15 protein-coding genes and 1 riboswitch are annotated in these 15,388 nt (G+C 69.9%); of the genes, 4 read left to right on the plus strand and 11 right to left on the minus strand.

Features of this window, described 5'->3' with window-relative positions; all coding sequences use genetic code 11:
- The first annotated feature begins 269 nt into the window (after positions 1-269).
- A complete protein-coding gene (locus Ahu01nite_RS10995) occupies positions 270-1,415 on the plus strand; it encodes an ABC transporter substrate-binding protein (RefSeq protein WP_203836373.1) in 1,146 nt (381 codons plus the stop codon).
- A gap of 136 nt (positions 1,416-1,551) precedes the next feature.
- Here the strand turns inward: Ahu01nite_RS10995 and Ahu01nite_RS11000 are convergent, their stop codons facing one another.
- Positions 1,552-2,337 (minus strand): ABC transporter permease, encoded by a 786-nt coding sequence (locus tag Ahu01nite_RS11000; RefSeq protein WP_203836374.1) that lies wholly within the window; start codon positions 2,335-2,337, stop codon positions 1,552-1,554.
- A 3-nt stretch (positions 2,338-2,340) separates the two neighbouring features.
- Positions 2,341-3,456: an ABC transporter substrate-binding protein gene (locus tag Ahu01nite_RS11005; protein WP_203836375.1), complete on the minus strand. Its 1,116-nt coding sequence runs from the start codon at positions 3,454-3,456 to the stop codon at positions 2,341-2,343.
- 87 nt (positions 3,457-3,543) lie between these two features.
- Between Ahu01nite_RS11005 and Ahu01nite_RS11010 the strand changes: the two genes are divergently transcribed.
- The 3 genes from Ahu01nite_RS11010 (at position 3,544) to Ahu01nite_RS11020 (ending at position 7,355) form a co-directional block, all read left to right on the plus strand.
- Positions 3,544-4,488, plus strand: a complete 945-nt coding sequence (locus Ahu01nite_RS11010; RefSeq protein WP_203836376.1) for an LLM class F420-dependent oxidoreductase — start codon at positions 3,544-3,546, stop codon at positions 4,486-4,488.
- A 133-nt stretch (positions 4,489-4,621) separates the two neighbouring features.
- Positions 4,622-6,823 (plus strand): hypothetical protein, encoded by a 2,202-nt coding sequence (locus Ahu01nite_RS11015; protein WP_203836377.1) that lies wholly within the window; start codon positions 4,622-4,624, stop codon positions 6,821-6,823.
- An 82-nt stretch (positions 6,824-6,905) separates the two neighbouring features.
- Positions 6,906-7,355, plus strand: coding sequence for a ribonuclease domain-containing protein (locus Ahu01nite_RS11020; protein WP_203836378.1), 450 nt, complete (start codon positions 6,906-6,908; stop codon positions 7,353-7,355).
- Here Ahu01nite_RS11020 and thiC read toward each other — a convergent pair.
- The 9 genes from thiC to Ahu01nite_RS11065 form a co-directional block, all read right to left on the minus strand.
- Positions 7,343-8,941, minus strand: a complete 1,599-nt coding sequence (gene thiC / locus Ahu01nite_RS11025) for a phosphomethylpyrimidine synthase ThiC (protein ID WP_203836379.1) — start codon at positions 8,939-8,941, stop codon at positions 7,343-7,345. The two genes, Ahu01nite_RS11020 and thiC, sit on opposite strands and share 13 nt — an antisense overlap.
- Before the next feature lie 64 nt (positions 8,942-9,005).
- Positions 9,006-9,716, minus strand: coding sequence for a bifunctional hydroxymethylpyrimidine kinase/phosphomethylpyrimidine kinase (gene thiD / locus Ahu01nite_RS11030; RefSeq protein ID WP_203836493.1), 711 nt, complete (start codon positions 9,714-9,716; stop codon positions 9,006-9,008).
- A 29-nt stretch (positions 9,717-9,745) separates the two neighbouring features.
- Entirely contained in the window at positions 9,746-10,294 is a 549-nt protein-coding gene (locus Ahu01nite_RS11035) for a thiamine phosphate synthase (protein ID WP_203836380.1), read from the minus strand.
- Positions 10,288-11,031 (minus strand): thiazole synthase, encoded by a 744-nt coding sequence (locus Ahu01nite_RS11040; protein WP_203836381.1) that lies wholly within the window; start codon positions 11,029-11,031, stop codon positions 10,288-10,290. Before Ahu01nite_RS11040 ends, Ahu01nite_RS11035 begins: the two co-directional genes overlap by 7 nt.
- A 1-nt stretch (position 11,032) precedes the next feature.
- Positions 11,033-11,233, minus strand: coding sequence for a sulfur carrier protein ThiS (gene thiS, locus Ahu01nite_RS11045; RefSeq protein ID WP_203836382.1), 201 nt, complete (start codon positions 11,231-11,233; stop codon positions 11,033-11,035).
- The gene (locus Ahu01nite_RS11050) at positions 11,230-12,234 is read right to left on the minus strand and encodes an FAD-dependent oxidoreductase (protein ID WP_203836383.1); all 1,005 of its coding nucleotides are present in this window, start codon (positions 12,232-12,234) and stop codon (positions 11,230-11,232) included. Before Ahu01nite_RS11050 ends, thiS begins: the two co-directional genes overlap by 4 nt.
- A complete protein-coding gene (gene thiE / locus Ahu01nite_RS11055; RefSeq protein WP_203836384.1) occupies positions 12,231-12,860 on the minus strand; it encodes a thiamine phosphate synthase in 630 nt (209 codons plus the stop codon). The genes Ahu01nite_RS11050 and thiE overlap by 4 nt, the downstream gene beginning before the upstream one ends.
- Positions 12,854-12,965: riboswitch (TPP riboswitch) on the minus strand. It overlaps the preceding gene by 7 nt.
- A gap of 46 nt (positions 12,966-13,011) precedes the next feature.
- Complete coding sequence (locus Ahu01nite_RS11060; RefSeq protein ID WP_203836385.1) at positions 13,012-14,667, minus strand: ABC-F family ATP-binding cassette domain-containing protein; 1,656 nt, start codon at positions 14,665-14,667, stop codon at positions 13,012-13,014.
- Positions 14,668-14,698: 31 nt separating this feature from the next.
- Entirely contained in the window at positions 14,699-15,313 is a 615-nt protein-coding gene (locus tag Ahu01nite_RS11065; protein ID WP_203836386.1) for a class I SAM-dependent methyltransferase, read from the minus strand.
- Positions 15,314-15,388 lie beyond the last annotated feature (75 nt).

A 15,388-nucleotide genomic window follows, 5' to 3' on the forward strand; every position in this document is an offset into this window, starting at 1 on the left:
CGTGCGCTGATACGCCACTCATTACTTAGCGTATTGATACAATTACAGCCATCCATCAAGATTCCTACCACTATGTGAGATCAACATCCCGCAGAGCGCCTTCCACGCAGCTTGACCAGGGACCCTCACGTTGGCAAGGTTTGCCGCGGTTGAACGGACGGACTGTCCGTGTTCGAGCGGTCCACACCGGACAACGTTGCGCTCTGCGGGACACATCACGTCCCGTCTCCGCCCTCTAGGAGGCACCCCCAGTGAGGCTCCCCCGCCGTATGACGGCGTTCGCCGCCGCCCCGGCGCTCATCCTGACCGCTCTGGCGGGCTGCAGCTCGGACAGCGACGTCAGCACCAGGACCAAGATCGTGATCGGCGCCGACCTGGCGCTGGGCTCGGCGGTGGACAACGCGTACGCCGACGCCCTCCAGCTGCGGATCGAGCAGATCAACGCGTCGAACAAGCTCCCCGATCACGAGCTCGAGCTGCGCGTCATGGACAACAGGTCGGAATCGAAGCAGTCGCTGAGCAACATCAGCACGCTCGCGGACGACCCCGGCATCGCCGCGATCATCACCGGCGAATGCGACGAGTGCGTGGTGGGCGCCGCCAAGACGATCAACGACAAGCGCGTCCCGACAATCGCGCTGGCCGCTGCCGACCAGGTGGCCACACCGATCGAGAGCCGACGATACCTGTTCAAGATCGGCCCGAACGGCTCCGACAGCGCCGCCGCGCTCACCGCTGAGCTCGACCGCAGCGGGAAGAAGAAGGTCGCGATCGTCTACGCGAACAACCTCTACGGCAATGGCGTACGCAGCCATCTGGTGTCCGAGCTGCAGAAGAAGCCGCAGATCACGGTCATCGAGCCGGCGCCGGTGAAGCCCACCGCGACCGACGTGTCGCAGGTGATCGAGACCGTGACCGCCGACAAGCCCGACGCTCTGGTCGTCTTGACCGGTTCCGATCAGGCGACGGCGGCCGTGACCGCCGCCAAGGCGGCCAAGTTCAAGGGCCAGGTCTACTTCGACGCCGCCGCCGCGAACGACTTGTTCGTCCCGCAGGAGGCCGCGGTGGCCACCGAGAACACGACAATGGTCTTCACCCAGATCCTCGCGATCGACGACGTGATCGCGACGTCACCGGCCAAGGCCGCCCGCAAGCAGTGGTTCCGGGACTACACCTCCCGCTACGGCAGCTACTCCGGCGTCGCCTCGTTCGGCGCGGACGCGGTCGACCTGATCGCCGACGCGGTGGTCCGGGCCGGCGGCGACCGCCAGCGCCTGCGGGACGTGCTCGAGACCTCCCAGACCGACGGCCTCTCCGGCCCACTGCGACTCACTCCGGACAACCACTCCGGCCTGATGCCGCAGGCACTCACCCTGCTGGTCGCACGAAGCGGCCGCTGGCGCCTGCTGAGCTGACCTGCCAGAACCACCGCGAAAGGCGCCGGACCGTCGTTGGTCCGGCGCCTTTTTCAGTACGCCGTCAGCGCACCGAAGTAGCTCAACGCACCGAAGTACCTCAGCGCCCCGAAGTACCTCAGCGCCCCGAAGTACCTCAGCGCACCGACGTGGTCGCCCGCACCCACGGCAGGGTCAGCCGCTCGACCAGCGCGAGCAGGTAATACAGCACGATGCTGACACCGGCGAGCAGCACGATCGCCGCGAACGCCGCCGACGTGTCGCCCTGCCCGCTGGTCTGCACGATGATCATGCCGAGGCCGGTCTCGCCGTATTGCATCTCCCCCACGACCACGCCGATCACCGCCAGCGGCAGGCCGATCTTGAGCCCGACGAAGATCTGCGGCAGCGCGGCGGGCAACCGGATCCACCGGAACGTCTGCACCCGTGAGGCGTCCAGCGACCGGGCGAGTTCGGCCAGTTCGGACGGGGTGCTGGTCAGCCCGGTCGCGGTGGAGAGCACGATCGGGAAGAAACAGACCAGGAAGGCCATGGCGAGTACGGGGGTACGCCCGTAGCCGAACCAGATCAGCATCAGGGGCGCGAGCGCCACCTTGGGCACAGCGTTGAACGCCACGAGCAGCGGCGAGAACATCCGCTCGAACGGGCGCCAGGCGGCGATGGCGACCCCGATCAGCACACCGACGACGACGGAGATCGCGAAGCCGAGCAGCGTCGCCACCGCCGTGTGCCCGGACTCCTTGAGCAGGGTCTCCGAGTAGCGCCCGAAGCCGTCGGCCACGTCGGGCGGCGCCGGCAGGACGACCGGGTTGACCGAGAGCACGGCGGTGGCCGCCCACCAGGCGCCGATGGTGACGGCCAGGCCCAGCAGGGGCCAGAGAACCAGCGACGCGACGCTGCGGCGGGTGGCGACGTCGGACACGGGTCAGGCCTTCGGGACCAGGTCGAAGCTGATGACGTCCTGGGGTTTCAGGCCGGTCGGGATCTGCCCGGCGCCCTGCAGGATCGCGATGCAGCGCGCGACCCGCTCGGTGTCGAGGGCGCCGACGGGGACGCCGGAGGACTCCGAGCGTACGAAGGAATTCATCAGGGTGAGCTCCGCCGCCGCCGACGCCGGAACCGCCGTGCTGACGTACTTCTGCAGGATCGTGCCCGCCTCCTCCGGTTTGGTGACGGCGTCCTGCAGCCCCTTGAGCAGGGCTTCGGTGAACTTCGTGACCTTCTCGGGGTTGCTCTTCGCGTAGTCGGCGCCGGTGATCAGCACGTTGCCATAGAGGTCCTGCAGCACGTTGCTGTAGGGCAGCAGCACGGCGTCCTTCTTGGCGATGGCCTCGATGGTGGGCTTGCCGACGACGAACTGCCCGATCGCGTCGACCTTGTGCTGCGCCAGCGTGCCGAACAGGGTCTGCGCGGTGCCGTTGACGAACGTCACCTTCGACTCGTCGATCTTGGCCAGCTTCGCGTACGTCGGGAAGAGGTTGCGCACGACGGAGCCGGGGGTGTCCGCGATGGTCTTGCCCTCGAGATCCTTGGGCGTCCCGATCCCGTAGCCGGCGAGCGACATGATCGCCGCCATGGTGCGCTGCTGGATCGCCGCGACCGCGGTGAAACCGGTGACCTTGGGCTGGCCGTTGGCACCACCCGCGGCGAGCAGCCCGCCGGTGAGGTCGATCGGGGTGAACTGGGCCGTGCCGCCGACGATCGCCTTGACGTTCTCGAGGCTGCCGTTGCCGGGCTTGATGTCGACGTCGAAGCCGGCGTCGCTGAAGTAGCCCTTCTCCTTGGCGACGTACGCGTACGCGTCGCGCCCGAACGTCCCGAACGAGGTCAGATAGGTGATCTTCTCCAGCGCCCCGGCGTCACCGGACCCGCCGTCGGTGTCGTCGTCGCTGCACCCGGCCGTCGCGGCAACCGTCGTAGCCAGCGCGGCCGCTCCGAGCGTACGGATAAATGATCTTCTCTGCACTATGTCCCTTTCCAACCGCCACAGGTGGTGATTCAAGAAACTCGCGGCGTAATCGTAGGGGAAAGAGTCGATCATCAATGACACTGTGGACGGCCATATGATGGGTGACCACAGCGGTGACACGGACGAGTGACAACCTCCTTCCTTCCTTAGGGGTCGCCGATGCGCGTCAGCCTTTTCATCGAGCCGCACCGCGGCGCCACCTACGACGACCAGCTGCGACTGGCCCGGCACGCCGAGGACGCCGGCTTCGACGGTTTCTTCCGCGCCGACCACTACCAGTCGATGGGTGCCGACCCCGGGCTGCCCGGCCCGACCGACGCCTGGCTCACCCTGGCCGGGCTGGCCCGCGAAACGTCCCGCATCCGGCTCGGCACGCTGGTCAACTCGGTGACGTTCCGGCTGCCCGGGCCGCTGGCGGTCATGGTCGCCCAGGCCGACGCGATGAGCGGTGGCCGCATCGAGCTGGGCATGGGCGCGGGCTGGTTCGAGCGCGAACACACCTCGTACGGCATCCCGTTCCCGCCGGTCGGCGAGCGCTTCGACCGGATGGCCGAGCAGCTGGCGATCATCACCGGCCTGTGGGCCACCCCCGACGGCGAGACCTTCTCCTACGACGGCAAGCACTATCGACTGCTGGACGCGCCCGCGCTGCCCAAACCGGTGCAACGCCCCGGCCCGCCGGTGATCGTCGGCGGGAAGGGACCCCGGCGAACCCCGGAACTGGCCGCCCGCTTCGCGGACGAATACAACGTGCCGTTCAAGTCGGTGACGGAGACGGCTGCGGCATTTATGCGGGTACGCAGAGCATGTGACACGTACGCAAGACCCGGCGATCGCCCGTTGACGCTGTCCGCGGGAGTGGTGGCCGCGATCGGGCGTACCGATGAAGAAGCCCACCGCAGAGCCGCACCCCTGCACGTGCCCAGCGCCCTGCCACCCGAGGATCCGGTGGTCGGATCGCCGGAGGCCCTGGTGCAACGGCTCGGCGAACTCGCCGAAATCGGCACTTCCCGGGTCCACATCCGCGTTATCGACATGTCCGACCTGGACCATGTCGACCTCATCGCCGAGCGGGTCCTCCCACACGTCAGCGCGCTGCAATAGTCACGGTGCGTATAACGGCCATGTCAAGATACTTAAGACGCACATCAATGCGTCCTCATGAGAATTTTTCCAAGCCTTAAGAGTTACCTCCCGGACTGGCGGTCACCGGGGCGCATTCCGTAACCTGCCGGTCATGGCATTTCGGACCTGGGCCAAGGTGTTGTCGGCCACCCTCGGTGTCGGCGCTCTCGCGGGCGCCGGCGAGCTCGGCATGGCGTACGGCCTCGGCATCGTGCGCCTCACCCGGGTCGTGGATGTCACCGCGCGTGATCAATGGACCGCGCAACTCGCCTGGGTCGCCTGGTTCCCGATGGTGGCCGCCGTCGTCGGCGCCGTCGTCGGCTCCCGCCTCCTGCGCCGCTGGTCCCCCGGCTTCCGCGGCGGCGTCGGCACCGAGCTGGCCCTGTCCTTCGCCGCGGCGCTGGGCGCGGCCGTCGCGGTCCCGCTGACGATGCAGCCCGCCCGCACCGCCCAGATCGCGGGCGTGGACCCGGTCGTGGTGATCGCCATCTGCGCCGGGATAGGCGCCCTGATCGGCATCTTCGCCGCATGGGCAGCGCTGGCCCAGGCCGTCGCCCGCTGGAGCCTCGCCGCCATGAGCATCGCGGTCGGCGTGGTCGCGGTCATCTCGGTCTCCTCCTCACTGGCACCGACCGACCCGCTCCCCGCCGTACGCCTCGGCGTCCTCGACGCGACCTTCCTCTCCACCTCGGTCATCTCCCGCACGGCCCTGGCCACCATGCCCGCGCTGGCCCTGCTCCTGGGTCTCGCCCTCGGCTGGACCGCCCGCCGCCGCGGCCTCCCGACCCTGACGATCGCCCTGGCCGGCCTCCCCGGCCCGGCCCTGCTGACGCTCGCCTACCTGATCGCGGGCCCCGGCTCCGGAGCCGACCGCTACCAGATGACCCCTTACTGGGCCGCGATGACCGCAACCGGCGCGGGCGTCCTCGGCTCGGTCCTGGCCGCGGTCCTCCGCCGCACCCCCGCCCAGGAGGACGACCCCGAACCCCCCACCGACGGCCGCCCGGCGCTGCCCCGCCGCCCCGAAGCCCACGAATCCGCCATCGCCGCCGCCGCCTCGCCGACTTCCCCGGCCGCCGGCCCACCGGCCGCTGCGGCGCCCGCGCCCGGCGAGATCCCGACTCCCGGGAGTCCTGCCGCCGGCTCGCCGCTGCGCCCCGCCGACACCGCGGTCTTCGACACCCCCGCCGACAGCAGCCACCGCCCGGCGCCCGAAGCCCGGCACAGCGTCGCCCTCGGCGAATACGCCCACGAGCAGCCATCAGCCTTCGACGGCTTCGGCCACAGCAGCGCGCCGCAACAGACCAGCTCAGGCCCGCGCAATGACTCGGGCCCGCGCAATGACTCAGGCCAGCGCGGTGACTCGGGCCGGCAGACCAGCCCGGCCCAGCGCGGCGGCTCGGCCAATCAGGGTGGCTCGGTCAATCGGAGCGGATCGGCCAGTCAGGGTGGTCCTGCACCACAGGGCGTCGCCCACCAGAGCCGCCACAGCCCCGCCGCCGCCGCCCTGCCCTATGTCCCGGAGCCCGCCACCCGCCCGCTCCCACCGGAAGTCACCCAGCACCGCCCGACCGGCGGCAGCGCAGCCCGCAACCTGCGCCCAGCCTCCCGGAACCGCAACGCCCCCACCTCCCCCGCCACGCCCACACCCGCGACCAGCCACGGGCCGGCGACCAGCCACGCCCAAACGCCGAGCAGCGGCCCTGAGTCCAGCTACAGCCAAGCGCCCGGCAACGGGCCGGCGTCCAGCCACAGCCAAGCGCCCGGCAACGGGCCGGCGTCCAGCTATGGCCAGACGCCCAGCCGGGGCCGGGGACGTGCCGAGCCCATGGTCCCGGAGCCCACAGCGATCAGCGCACCCCTGCCCAGCCCGGAGCCGATCACCCCGGCCCACCCGGCGACCCCGCCGCGCCTGTCCCGCCCGATCACCCCGCCCGAAGCCCCCAACGCCGCCGCCTCGAGCCCGGGCACCGCGCCGGGTGGCGCCAACCGCTCAGGCAACCGCTCCGGGTCCGGCACCCCGCCCAGGTCCGGCACCGCACCCGGGTCCGGCACCCCGCCCAGGTCCGGCACCGCGCCCAGGTCCGGCACCACACCCGGATCCGGCAGCGCGTCTGGCTCCGGCAGCGCGCCTAACTCTGGCGCCGGGACGAATCCCGCCGACACGACGCCGCGGTTGTCGCGGCCGATTGCCCCGCCGGTGACGGACCCCGAGGTGATCTTCCCGAAAGAGGACAAGGGCCGGGGGAAGTTCGGGCTGCGTCGCCGCAAGGACGAGGATTACGTGGACTGGGTCAGCGAGCTGGGGAAGTAACCGGCAACGCATAGGCGAACATCAATGTAATGATGCGTCGGGGATGTTTCCCGCACCCGCCGCGGCACTCCACGATGGGTGCATGACCAAGCACGCACCGGCACCTCGTCCGTCCCGCCTGCGCCGCTTCCTCTCCGCGGCCGCCGTTGTCTTCGCGCTCACCGGTGGATCACTCGTCGCGCCCGCGGTGGTCGCGCCCGAGCAGACCACCGCGTCAGCCGAAGCCGCGGTCTACTCGACCTGCACCATCTCGCGGTGTTCCGCCGCCCGCACGGCCCGCACCGGCTGGAGTTCGCTCGGCTGGCCGACCTCGGCCGGCTGGTACGCCTGGCCGTACGGGCAGTACAACTACACCGGGGGCACGTTCCAGAACCGCGAGGGACAGCTGCCCGCCAACGCGACCTACAGCGAGTACGACGTCTACTCACGAGCCCAGGGCGCGTCGCGGGACGCGTACCGGATCGTGGTGAACCGGTCCACGCGCGAGACCTGGTTCACCCCCGACCACTACGTGAACTTCTACAAGCTCTGAGCATCGGCGGCCGTGACCGGGAGGTACACGCGACCTCCCGAGTTCACGAACTCGTCGCTCTTGTCCCGCATGCCGCGGGCCGCATATTCCTTCAGCTCCTGGGTGATCTTCATCGAGCAGAATTTAGGTCCGCACATCGAGCAGAAGTGGGCCGTTTTCGCGGGCGCGGCCGGCAGGGTCGCGTCGTGGTACGCCCGCGCGGTTTCCGGGTCGAGCGCCAGGTTGAACTGGTCCTCCCAGCGGAACTCGAACCGGGCCTTGGACAGCGCGTTGTCCCAGTCCTGGGCGCCGGGGTGGCCTTTCGCCAGGTCGGCGGCGTGGGCGGCGATCTTGTAGGCGATGACGCCGGCCTTGACGTCGTCGCGGTCGGGCAGGCCGAGGTGTTCCTTCGGGGTGACGTAGCAGAGCATCGCGGTGCCGAACATCCCGATCATGGCGGCGCCGATGGCCGAGGTGATGTGGTCGTAGGCCGGCGCGATGTCGGTGGTCAGCGGCCCGAGGGTGTAGAACGGCGCGCCGTCGCAGAGCTCCTGCTGCAGGTCGACGTTCTCCTTGATCTTGTGCATGGGCACGTGGCCCGGTCCCTCGATCATCACCTGTACGCCGTGGTCCCACGCGACATGCGTGAGCTCGCCCAGCGTCCGCAGCTCGGCGAACTGGGCCGCGTCGTTGGCGTCGGCGATCGACCCCGGTCGCAGCCCGTCACCCAGCGAGAACGTCACGTCGTAGCGGGCCAGGATCTCGCACAGCTCGGCGAAGTTCTCGTAGAGGAAGTTCTCCCGGTGATGGGCGAGGCACCAGGCTGCCATGATCGAGCCACCGCGCGAGACGATCCCGGTGACCCGGTCGACGGCGAGCGGGATGTAGGGCAGCAGCACCCCGGCGTGCACGGTCATGTAGTCGACGCCCTGCTCGGCCTGTTCGATCACCGTGTCCCGGAAGATCTCCCAGGAGAGCTTCACCGGGTCGCCGTCGACCTTCTCCAGCGCCTGGTAGATCGGCACGGTCCCGATCGGCACGGCGGAGTTGCGGATGATCGCTTCCCGGGTCTCGTGGATCCGTTTGCCGGTGGACAGGTCCATGACGGTGTCCGCGCCCCAGCGGGTGGCCCAGGTCAGCTTCTCGACCTCCTCGGCGACGGACGACGTGACCGCGGACGTACCGATATTGGCGTTGACCTTGACCAGAAAGGCCGCGCCGATGATCATCGGCTCGCTCTCCGGATGGTTGACGTTGACCGGGATGACGGCCCGGCCCGCGGCGATCTCGTCGCGCACGAGCGAGGCCGGGACGCCCTCCCGGATGGCGACGAACTCCATCTCGTCGGTGACGATCCCGGCCCGCGCGTACGCGAGCTGCGTCGGCCGCTCCCCCGCCAGCGGAGTTCCACCACCCGCAACCGGCGCAACGTCCCCGCGCGCCGCGATCCACGGCCCACGCAACGGCGGCAGCCCGACCTCCGGATCACTGCCCGGGCCTGACGTGTCGTAGAGCCGGACGGGCGGGTTGTCCCCGGTCAGCTCGATCTCCGCGAACGGCACCCGAAGCTCCGGCCGCGACCCCTCGACGTACACCTTGCGTCTCATGAATTACCTCCAAGTTGGACAAAACGGGCGCCGGAAGGCCGCGAAAGGCCCCGGCGAGGTGCCCTCAGATGAAGTGGTGCAGCGGGCCGGGTCCGGCCCCGAGCTTCCAATCACGACCGCCGAGCAGCGCCCGTGCGACGTAGGCCTTGGCAAAGGAAACGGCGTCGATCAATTCGTCACCGAGCGCCAGCCGGGCGGCGATCGCGGACGAGAACGTGCATCCCGACCCGTGGTTGTTGCGGGTCGGCACCGGCTCGCCGCGCAACTCCAGGCGCTGCCCCTCGTAATGCAGGACGTCGACCGCGTCCTCGCTGCCGGTCACGACAACTGCGGCGTCGCCGAGAAAAGACCCGCGGAGAGCTTCGGCCTCCTGCCGATTAGGCGTGAGAATCTTCGCGTACGCGAGGAGCGGCGCAATGGCCCCCACCTCCGACAGCCGGCTCCCACTCGTAGCGACCAGCACCGGATCAACCACGAGGTTCGGCAGCCGGCCCGCCCGCTCAGCGATCACCGCGGCCACCGCCGGATCGCTGACCATGCCGGCCTTGACCGCCGCCACGGGAAAGTCCGCGAGCACCGCATCGAGCTGCGCCGCCACAATCGCCGGCGGCACCGAGTGGATCGCCGTAACCCCCAGCGTGTTCTGCGCGGTGATCGCCGTGATCACCGAAACGCCGTACGTCCCCAGCGCCGCAAACGTCTTCAGATCAGCCTGAATCCCCGCCCCACCCCCGGAATCCGACCCCGCAACCGTCAACACCACCACCGGCGTCACCCCGCCCGCAGCCGCGCCGGAAGCGCGCGTCATCCCGCCACCGCCGCGAGTGATCGTGCCAATGCGGGGTCTCGCATCACGGCGCCCATGACGGCGACCCCCGCGGCCCCGGCGGCCATGCACTCAGCCGCCCGCGCGGCCGAGTCGATCCCGCCGAGAGCCAGCCACGGCCGGGGCCCCGCGAGTGCAGCCGCCCCGGCAGCACCCAGCGCGGGCCCGTACCCCGGCTTGGAAGCGGTAGGAAAAACCGGCGACAGCGAGACGTAGTCCTCATCGGACAGCGCCTCGGTCCCGTGCCACGATCGCCCGACCAGCTCAACCCGCTGCTCGCACGAATCGGTCGCGGCCAGATGAACGGCGTTGCCGCCCAACGCATCCGGCCCCGCGACGATGACCCGGCCCGGCGCGACGGTGCGGAGTTGAGAAGCGAGTGCTGATCTCTGGGCGTACGGTAAATCCTTCTCGCGGAGAATGACCCACGATGCGCCGTGAGCAAAAGTCTGTTTGACCGTCTCGACCAGCGGCCCGGCAGCGAGCCGCCGATCGGTGAGCACGACGACGCCCGACGGGATCACCATGCCGGCATTCCCTGGTCGGAGGTGGAGGCCAGCGCGTGGTATCGCTTGGGAATCCTCCCGGCACCCGCCGCGAGCCGCCCCGCCTCGACCGCGTGCCGCATCGCCGCGGCCATCCGCGCGGGATCGGCAGCCCGGGTGACCGCGGAAGCGATCAGCACTCCGTCGCAGCCCAGCTCCATGGCCAGCGCGGCGTCGGAGGCCGTGCCAATGCCCGCGTCGAGGATCACCGGGACGGCAACGCTGTCGCGGATGAGCCGGATGTGATGCGGATTGCTGATGCCCAGCCCCGAGCCGATCGGCGAGCCCGCCGGCATGACAGCGGCGCAACCGACATCGGCGAGCCGGCGCGCGAGGATCGGATCATCACTGGTGTACGCGAGCACCTGGAACCCCTCCCCCACCAGCGTTTCCGCCGCCCGAAGCAGCTCGATGCCGTCCGGCAGCAGGGTCCGCTTATCGCCGATCACCTCGAGTTTCACCAGATCGGTGTCGAACGCGTCGCGGGCCAGCCGGGCAGCCTTGATCGCGTCCGCGGCGGTGTAACAACCGGCGGTGTTCGGCAGCACCCGCATCTTGAGCCGGTCGAGCAGCGGCAACAGCCCCGGCCCGGCGGCATCGACCCGGCGCAGCGCGACGGTGACCATGTCGGTGCCCGAAGCAACGATGGCCGACTCCAGCGCGGCCAGGCTCTCCGCGCCGCCGGTGCCGAGGATCAGTCGTGACTTGTCCAGGAGCATGTCAGCCGCCCTGGGCCGCGGTGAGAACCTCGACGCGGTCGCCCTCGTGCAGTTCGGCGCCGGGCCAGGCCGATCGGGGTACGACCTCGCCGTTGACCGCGACCGCGACGCCGCGGCGGGCCGGGGTGACCGTGGCGACCAGGCCCTCGACGGTGCTGGTGGCCTCGACGACGCGGGTGGTGCCGTTGATGCTGATCCTCATGCGAACCTCCCGGGGGCGAACGCTGCGAGCAACGGGTCGGGCCGGCCGGTGACCACGAGATCGGCGATCAGGTCGGCGGTGATGGGGGCGAGCAGGATGCCGTTGCGGTGATGACCTGCGGCGACGTAGACGTCGCCGGGCAGCCGGCCGAGCACCGGCGCGTTGTCCGGAGTGGACGGCCGGTGGCGTACGACGGTCTCGGCGAGCTCCATCTCGGCGAGTTCCGGGACGAGGTCGGTGGCCGAGCGCAGCAGTTCCAGCACGTCCCCGGCGGTGACGGTGGCGTCCGCGCGCTCGTCCTGGGTCGCGCCGACGACGATCTCGCCGTCGGCGCGCGGGACCAGGTAGACGTGCCGCCCGTCGACGTAGCCGTTGACGACGTGACGCAGCACTCCGGGCTCGCCGCGCAGCCGTAGGACCAGGCCTTTCACCGGACGGATGGGGAGCCCGGTGAGCTGGGCGGTCCCGATGCCGGCAGCGATGACGGTCGTGGTTTCCGTGGGCGTCCCGGCAACGACTCCACCGACAGCCTGCCGGAGGGCCGCGACCGTGCGACGTGGGTCGACCTGGTGATCGTCGGGGATGAACGCACCGCCGCGGATCCGCGGTGACAGGGCTGGTTCGAGGTCACGCAGCTGCGTCGGTGTGCGAGGCACCGGATCCGCGCGAAAGGTCCACAGCCGACGCGCTTCGGCGAGATCGTCGCTGGTCAGAGCCACGTCCAGGGCACCGGTCCGGTCATAGCCGAGTTCACGCCCGGTCGCCTCGACGAGGTCGGCGGCGAACCCCGGCCAGCGCCGTGAGGACTCGAGCAGCAGCTCGGTCAGGGACTCCTGCCCGAACGAGGTCTCCCCGGCCGGTGCCAGCATCCCGGCCGCCGCGTACCAGGCGCCGTCGTCCCCGCCCCGGTCGTATACCGCGACGCTCAGACCACGTTGGATACACCGCCACGCGATGCTCAGCCCGATGATGCCCCCGCCGATGACAGCGAGGTCGGTCACGACAGCGCCTTCAGCAGCCGCTCGGTGGCCGCACCCGGATCCGCCGCTTCGGACACGGCACCCACCACCGCGATCCCGATGGCCCCGGCTCTGATCAACTCACCCGCGTTGCCGGCGGTCACCCCACCGATCGCGATCACGGGGGTACGCGGAACAGCCGCCGCAACCGCACCCACGGCGGCGGGCCCCAGCGGCGCGGGCAGCCCCGGCTTGGTGGCCGTCAGATATGCGGGTCCGACACCGAGGTAGGTGGCGCCGTCGGCCACCGCGGCACGCGCTGATTCGGGGTCACGGCACGTCGCGCCGACCACGCCGCCCATGATTTTCCGGGCCGCCGCAACGGGAAGATCATCGGCGCCGACGTGACCGCCGTCAGCCCCGACCGCGAGTGCGATGTGCAGACGATCGTTGACCAGGCACAACACGTTTTGCGGGCGGCAGATTTCAAGGATCTCGGCTGCTAAGAGGAACGCGGCGCGGTCGGTTATGTCGTCTTCTACGCGTACCTGAATCGCAAGCTGATCAGGCACGCCCAGCCGGAGCGACGCGGCCACCGCGGCGGTGACGACCTCGACCGGGCGTCGAGCACCCGTGATGACATGGAGACGCGGAAATACCGGGTCCACAACACGCTCCTCCCTGCGCCGGCATGATCCGGATCAGGTTCGACGGTCGGGGGCCGCGACAGCCCCCCTCTCAGCCCGGTGCACCGGACTCCCGTGGGGTTGGTTCCGTGACGGACCATAACCCCGTCGTGTCGTTTCCGTAAAGAGTTGTCTAGCGCACATCCCAGACGGGCTCGGGGGTCTCGACGACCTCGCCGTCGCCCTGGAACAGCACGAAGCGGTCGAAGCCCCGGGTGAACCAGCGGTCGTGCGTAACGGCGATCACCGTGCCCTCGAACGCTTTCAGGCCCTCTTCCAATGCCTCGGCCGACGCGAGGTCCAGGTTGTCCGTGGGCTCGTCGAGCAGCAGTACGGTCGCGCCGGAAAGCTCCAGCAACAGCACCAGGAATCGTGCCTGCTGACCGCCGGAAAGCGTGCCGAAAAGCTGATCGCCCTGCGCGGCCAGCTCATAACGGTTGAGCGCTTTCATCGCCCCCGCACGGTCCATTCCGGAGCGATGGTCGTCGCCGCGCCACAGAATTTCGACGAGGGTACGTTCGAGCAGCTCAGGACGGTCGTGTGTCTGCGAGAAATGCCCCGGCCTGACCCGTGCGCCGAGCCGCGCCTGACCATTGTGGGCAACGTGTGCGAGCGGTGCGCCGTCGACCGGTTTGTTGTCGACATCCGGGCTCGAGCCGCCGGCCGCGAGCAGCCGCAGGAAATGCGATTTGCCGGTGCCGTTGGCGCCCAGTACGGCGACCCGGTCGCCGTACCAGATCTCCAGATCGAAGGGGAAAGTCAGATTCTCCAGCTCCAGGCCCGTGCACATGACGGCCCTTTTCCCCGTACGCCCACCGCGCAGATTCATCCGCAACGACTGCTCCTTCGGGGGCACCGGCGGCGGACCGGCCTCCTCGAACTTGCGCAGCCGCGTCTGCGCCGCCTGATACCGCGAGGCCAGCCCGTCGTTGAACGCGGCCTTGGTCTTCAGCGTCAGGACCAGCTCTTTCAGCTTCTCGTGCTCCTCCTCCCAGCGGCGGCGCAGCTCCAGCAGCCGCTCGTGGCGGTCGGAGCGGGCCTCGTGCCACGACGCGAACCCACCGGGATGGATCCACGCGCCGCCGCCCTCCACGGCCACCACCCGGCCCGCGGTCTGGTTGAGCAGCTCCCGATCGTGTGAGACGAAGAGCACCGACTTGGACGACTCGCGCAGCCGCGCCTCGAGCCAGCGCTTGCCCGGCACGTCGAGGAAGTTGTCCGGCTCGTCGAGCAGCAGCACCTCGTCGCCGCCGCGCAGCAGCAGGTCGAGGGCGAACCGCTTCTGCTGGCCGCCGGAGAGGGTGCGCACCGGGCGCTCCCGGACCTGGTCCCACGGCTTGTCCAGGATCGAGACGGCCACCACGTCGAAGAGCACCTCGGCGTCGTACCCACCGGCCTCACCCCAGCCGGCCAGCGCGTTCGCATAGGCGATCTGCGCTTTCTCCGACTCGGGGGCGGCCAGCAATCGTTCGTTGGCCGTGGCCAGCTCGGCACCGGCCTTGCGCAGCGGCGGCGCGACCAGCGACAGCGCGAGGTCCTCCAGCGTGCGGTCGTCGCCGATCATGCCGATGAACTGGCGCATCACCCCGAGCCCGCCGGAGCGCGCGATCGTGCCGACCGGCACGGGGATGTCCCCGGCGACCATCCGCATCAGCGTGGTCTTGCCGGCTCCGTTCGGCCCGACCAGCGCGACCTTCGCACCCTCGCCGACCCGGAACGACACATCGGAGAAAAGCTCTCGTCCGTCCGGCAACACGAACCCGGCTCCGGAGACATCTATGTAACCCACGGCGCCATCCTCTCGGTCTTTGCCCCGCTGGTCAGGTGGTTTTCCGCGTCACCCTGAGCACCCGGAACCCCCGCTGGCTGGCCGTCCGCTCCACCACCCAGTCCAGGCCCTCCAGCCGGGTGTGCAGCGAATCACCACCCAGGTTGCGGTTGATCACGAGCCAGGCGACACCCTGCGGCGCCAGCCGGGCCAGCCAGCGGTCGATCAGCTCGTTCAACCCCGCCTTGCCGATGTGGGTGGGCGGGTTGCTCCAGATCTGATCAAATTCGACATCGGCGGGTACGTCGTCCGGGGCGCACACTCGCACCCGGTCGGCCAGGCCCAGCGTCCCGGCGTTCTCCTCGGTCAGCGCGCGTGCCCGGGAGTTGACGTCGATGGCGTAAACGGTCACCGCGGGCGCCTCAGCGGCCAGCACGCACGTGATCGGGCCATAGCCGCAGCCGATGTCGAGGAACGTGCCGGTGGCCGAGGCGTCCGGCAGCCCGCCCTTGCGCAGCAGGACGGCCGTTCCCGGGTCCAGCCGGCCCGCGGAGAAGACGCCGCGCGAGGCCGCGAGGGCGTAGTCACGGCCCGCCACGGTGAACTCGATCCGCTCCCGGGTCTCCGGGGCGGAAGGCTCGGCACTGAAGTAATGGTCGGCACTCACCCCGCAAGTTTCCCGCCGCGGAACGACGCCGGCCGCACCGGGGTGCCGCACATCCAGTGCGTTCATCGATCACCG

This window comes from Winogradskya humida (genome assembly GCF_016862215.1).
Taxonomy (GTDB): Bacteria; Actinomycetota; Actinomycetes; order Mycobacteriales; family Micromonosporaceae; genus Actinoplanes; species Actinoplanes humidus.

Bases quoted from the DNA above. Each gene is read 5' to 3' on its own strand.
- Ahu01nite_RS10995 (WP_203836373.1), top strand. From the start codon at position 270: ATGACGGCGTTCGCCGCCGCCCCGGCGCTCATCCTGACCGCTCTGGCG.
- Ahu01nite_RS11005 (WP_203836375.1), bottom strand. From the start codon at position 3,456: ATGATCGACTCTTTCCCCTACGATTACGCCGCGAGTTTCTTGAATCAC.
- Ahu01nite_RS11010 (WP_203836376.1), top strand. From the start codon at position 3,544: ATGCGCGTCAGCCTTTTCATCGAGCCGCACCGCGGCGCCACCTACGAC.
- Ahu01nite_RS11015 (WP_203836377.1), top strand. From the start codon at position 4,622: ATGGCATTTCGGACCTGGGCCAAGGTGTTGTCGGCCACCCTCGGTGTC.
- Ahu01nite_RS11020 (WP_203836378.1), top strand. From the start codon at position 6,906: ATGACCAAGCACGCACCGGCACCTCGTCCGTCCCGCCTGCGCCGCTTC.
- thiC (WP_203836379.1), bottom strand. From the start codon at position 8,941: ATGAGACGCAAGGTGTACGTCGAGGGGTCGCGGCCGGAGCTTCGGGTG.
- Ahu01nite_RS11035 (WP_203836380.1), bottom strand. From the start codon at position 10,294: ATGGTGATCCCGTCGGGCGTCGTCGTGCTCACCGATCGGCGGCTCGCT.
- Ahu01nite_RS11040 (WP_203836381.1), bottom strand. From the start codon at position 11,031: ATGCTCCTGGACAAGTCACGACTGATCCTCGGCACCGGCGGCGCGGAG.
- thiS (WP_203836382.1), bottom strand. From the start codon at position 11,233: ATGAGGATCAGCATCAACGGCACCACCCGCGTCGTCGAGGCCACCAGC.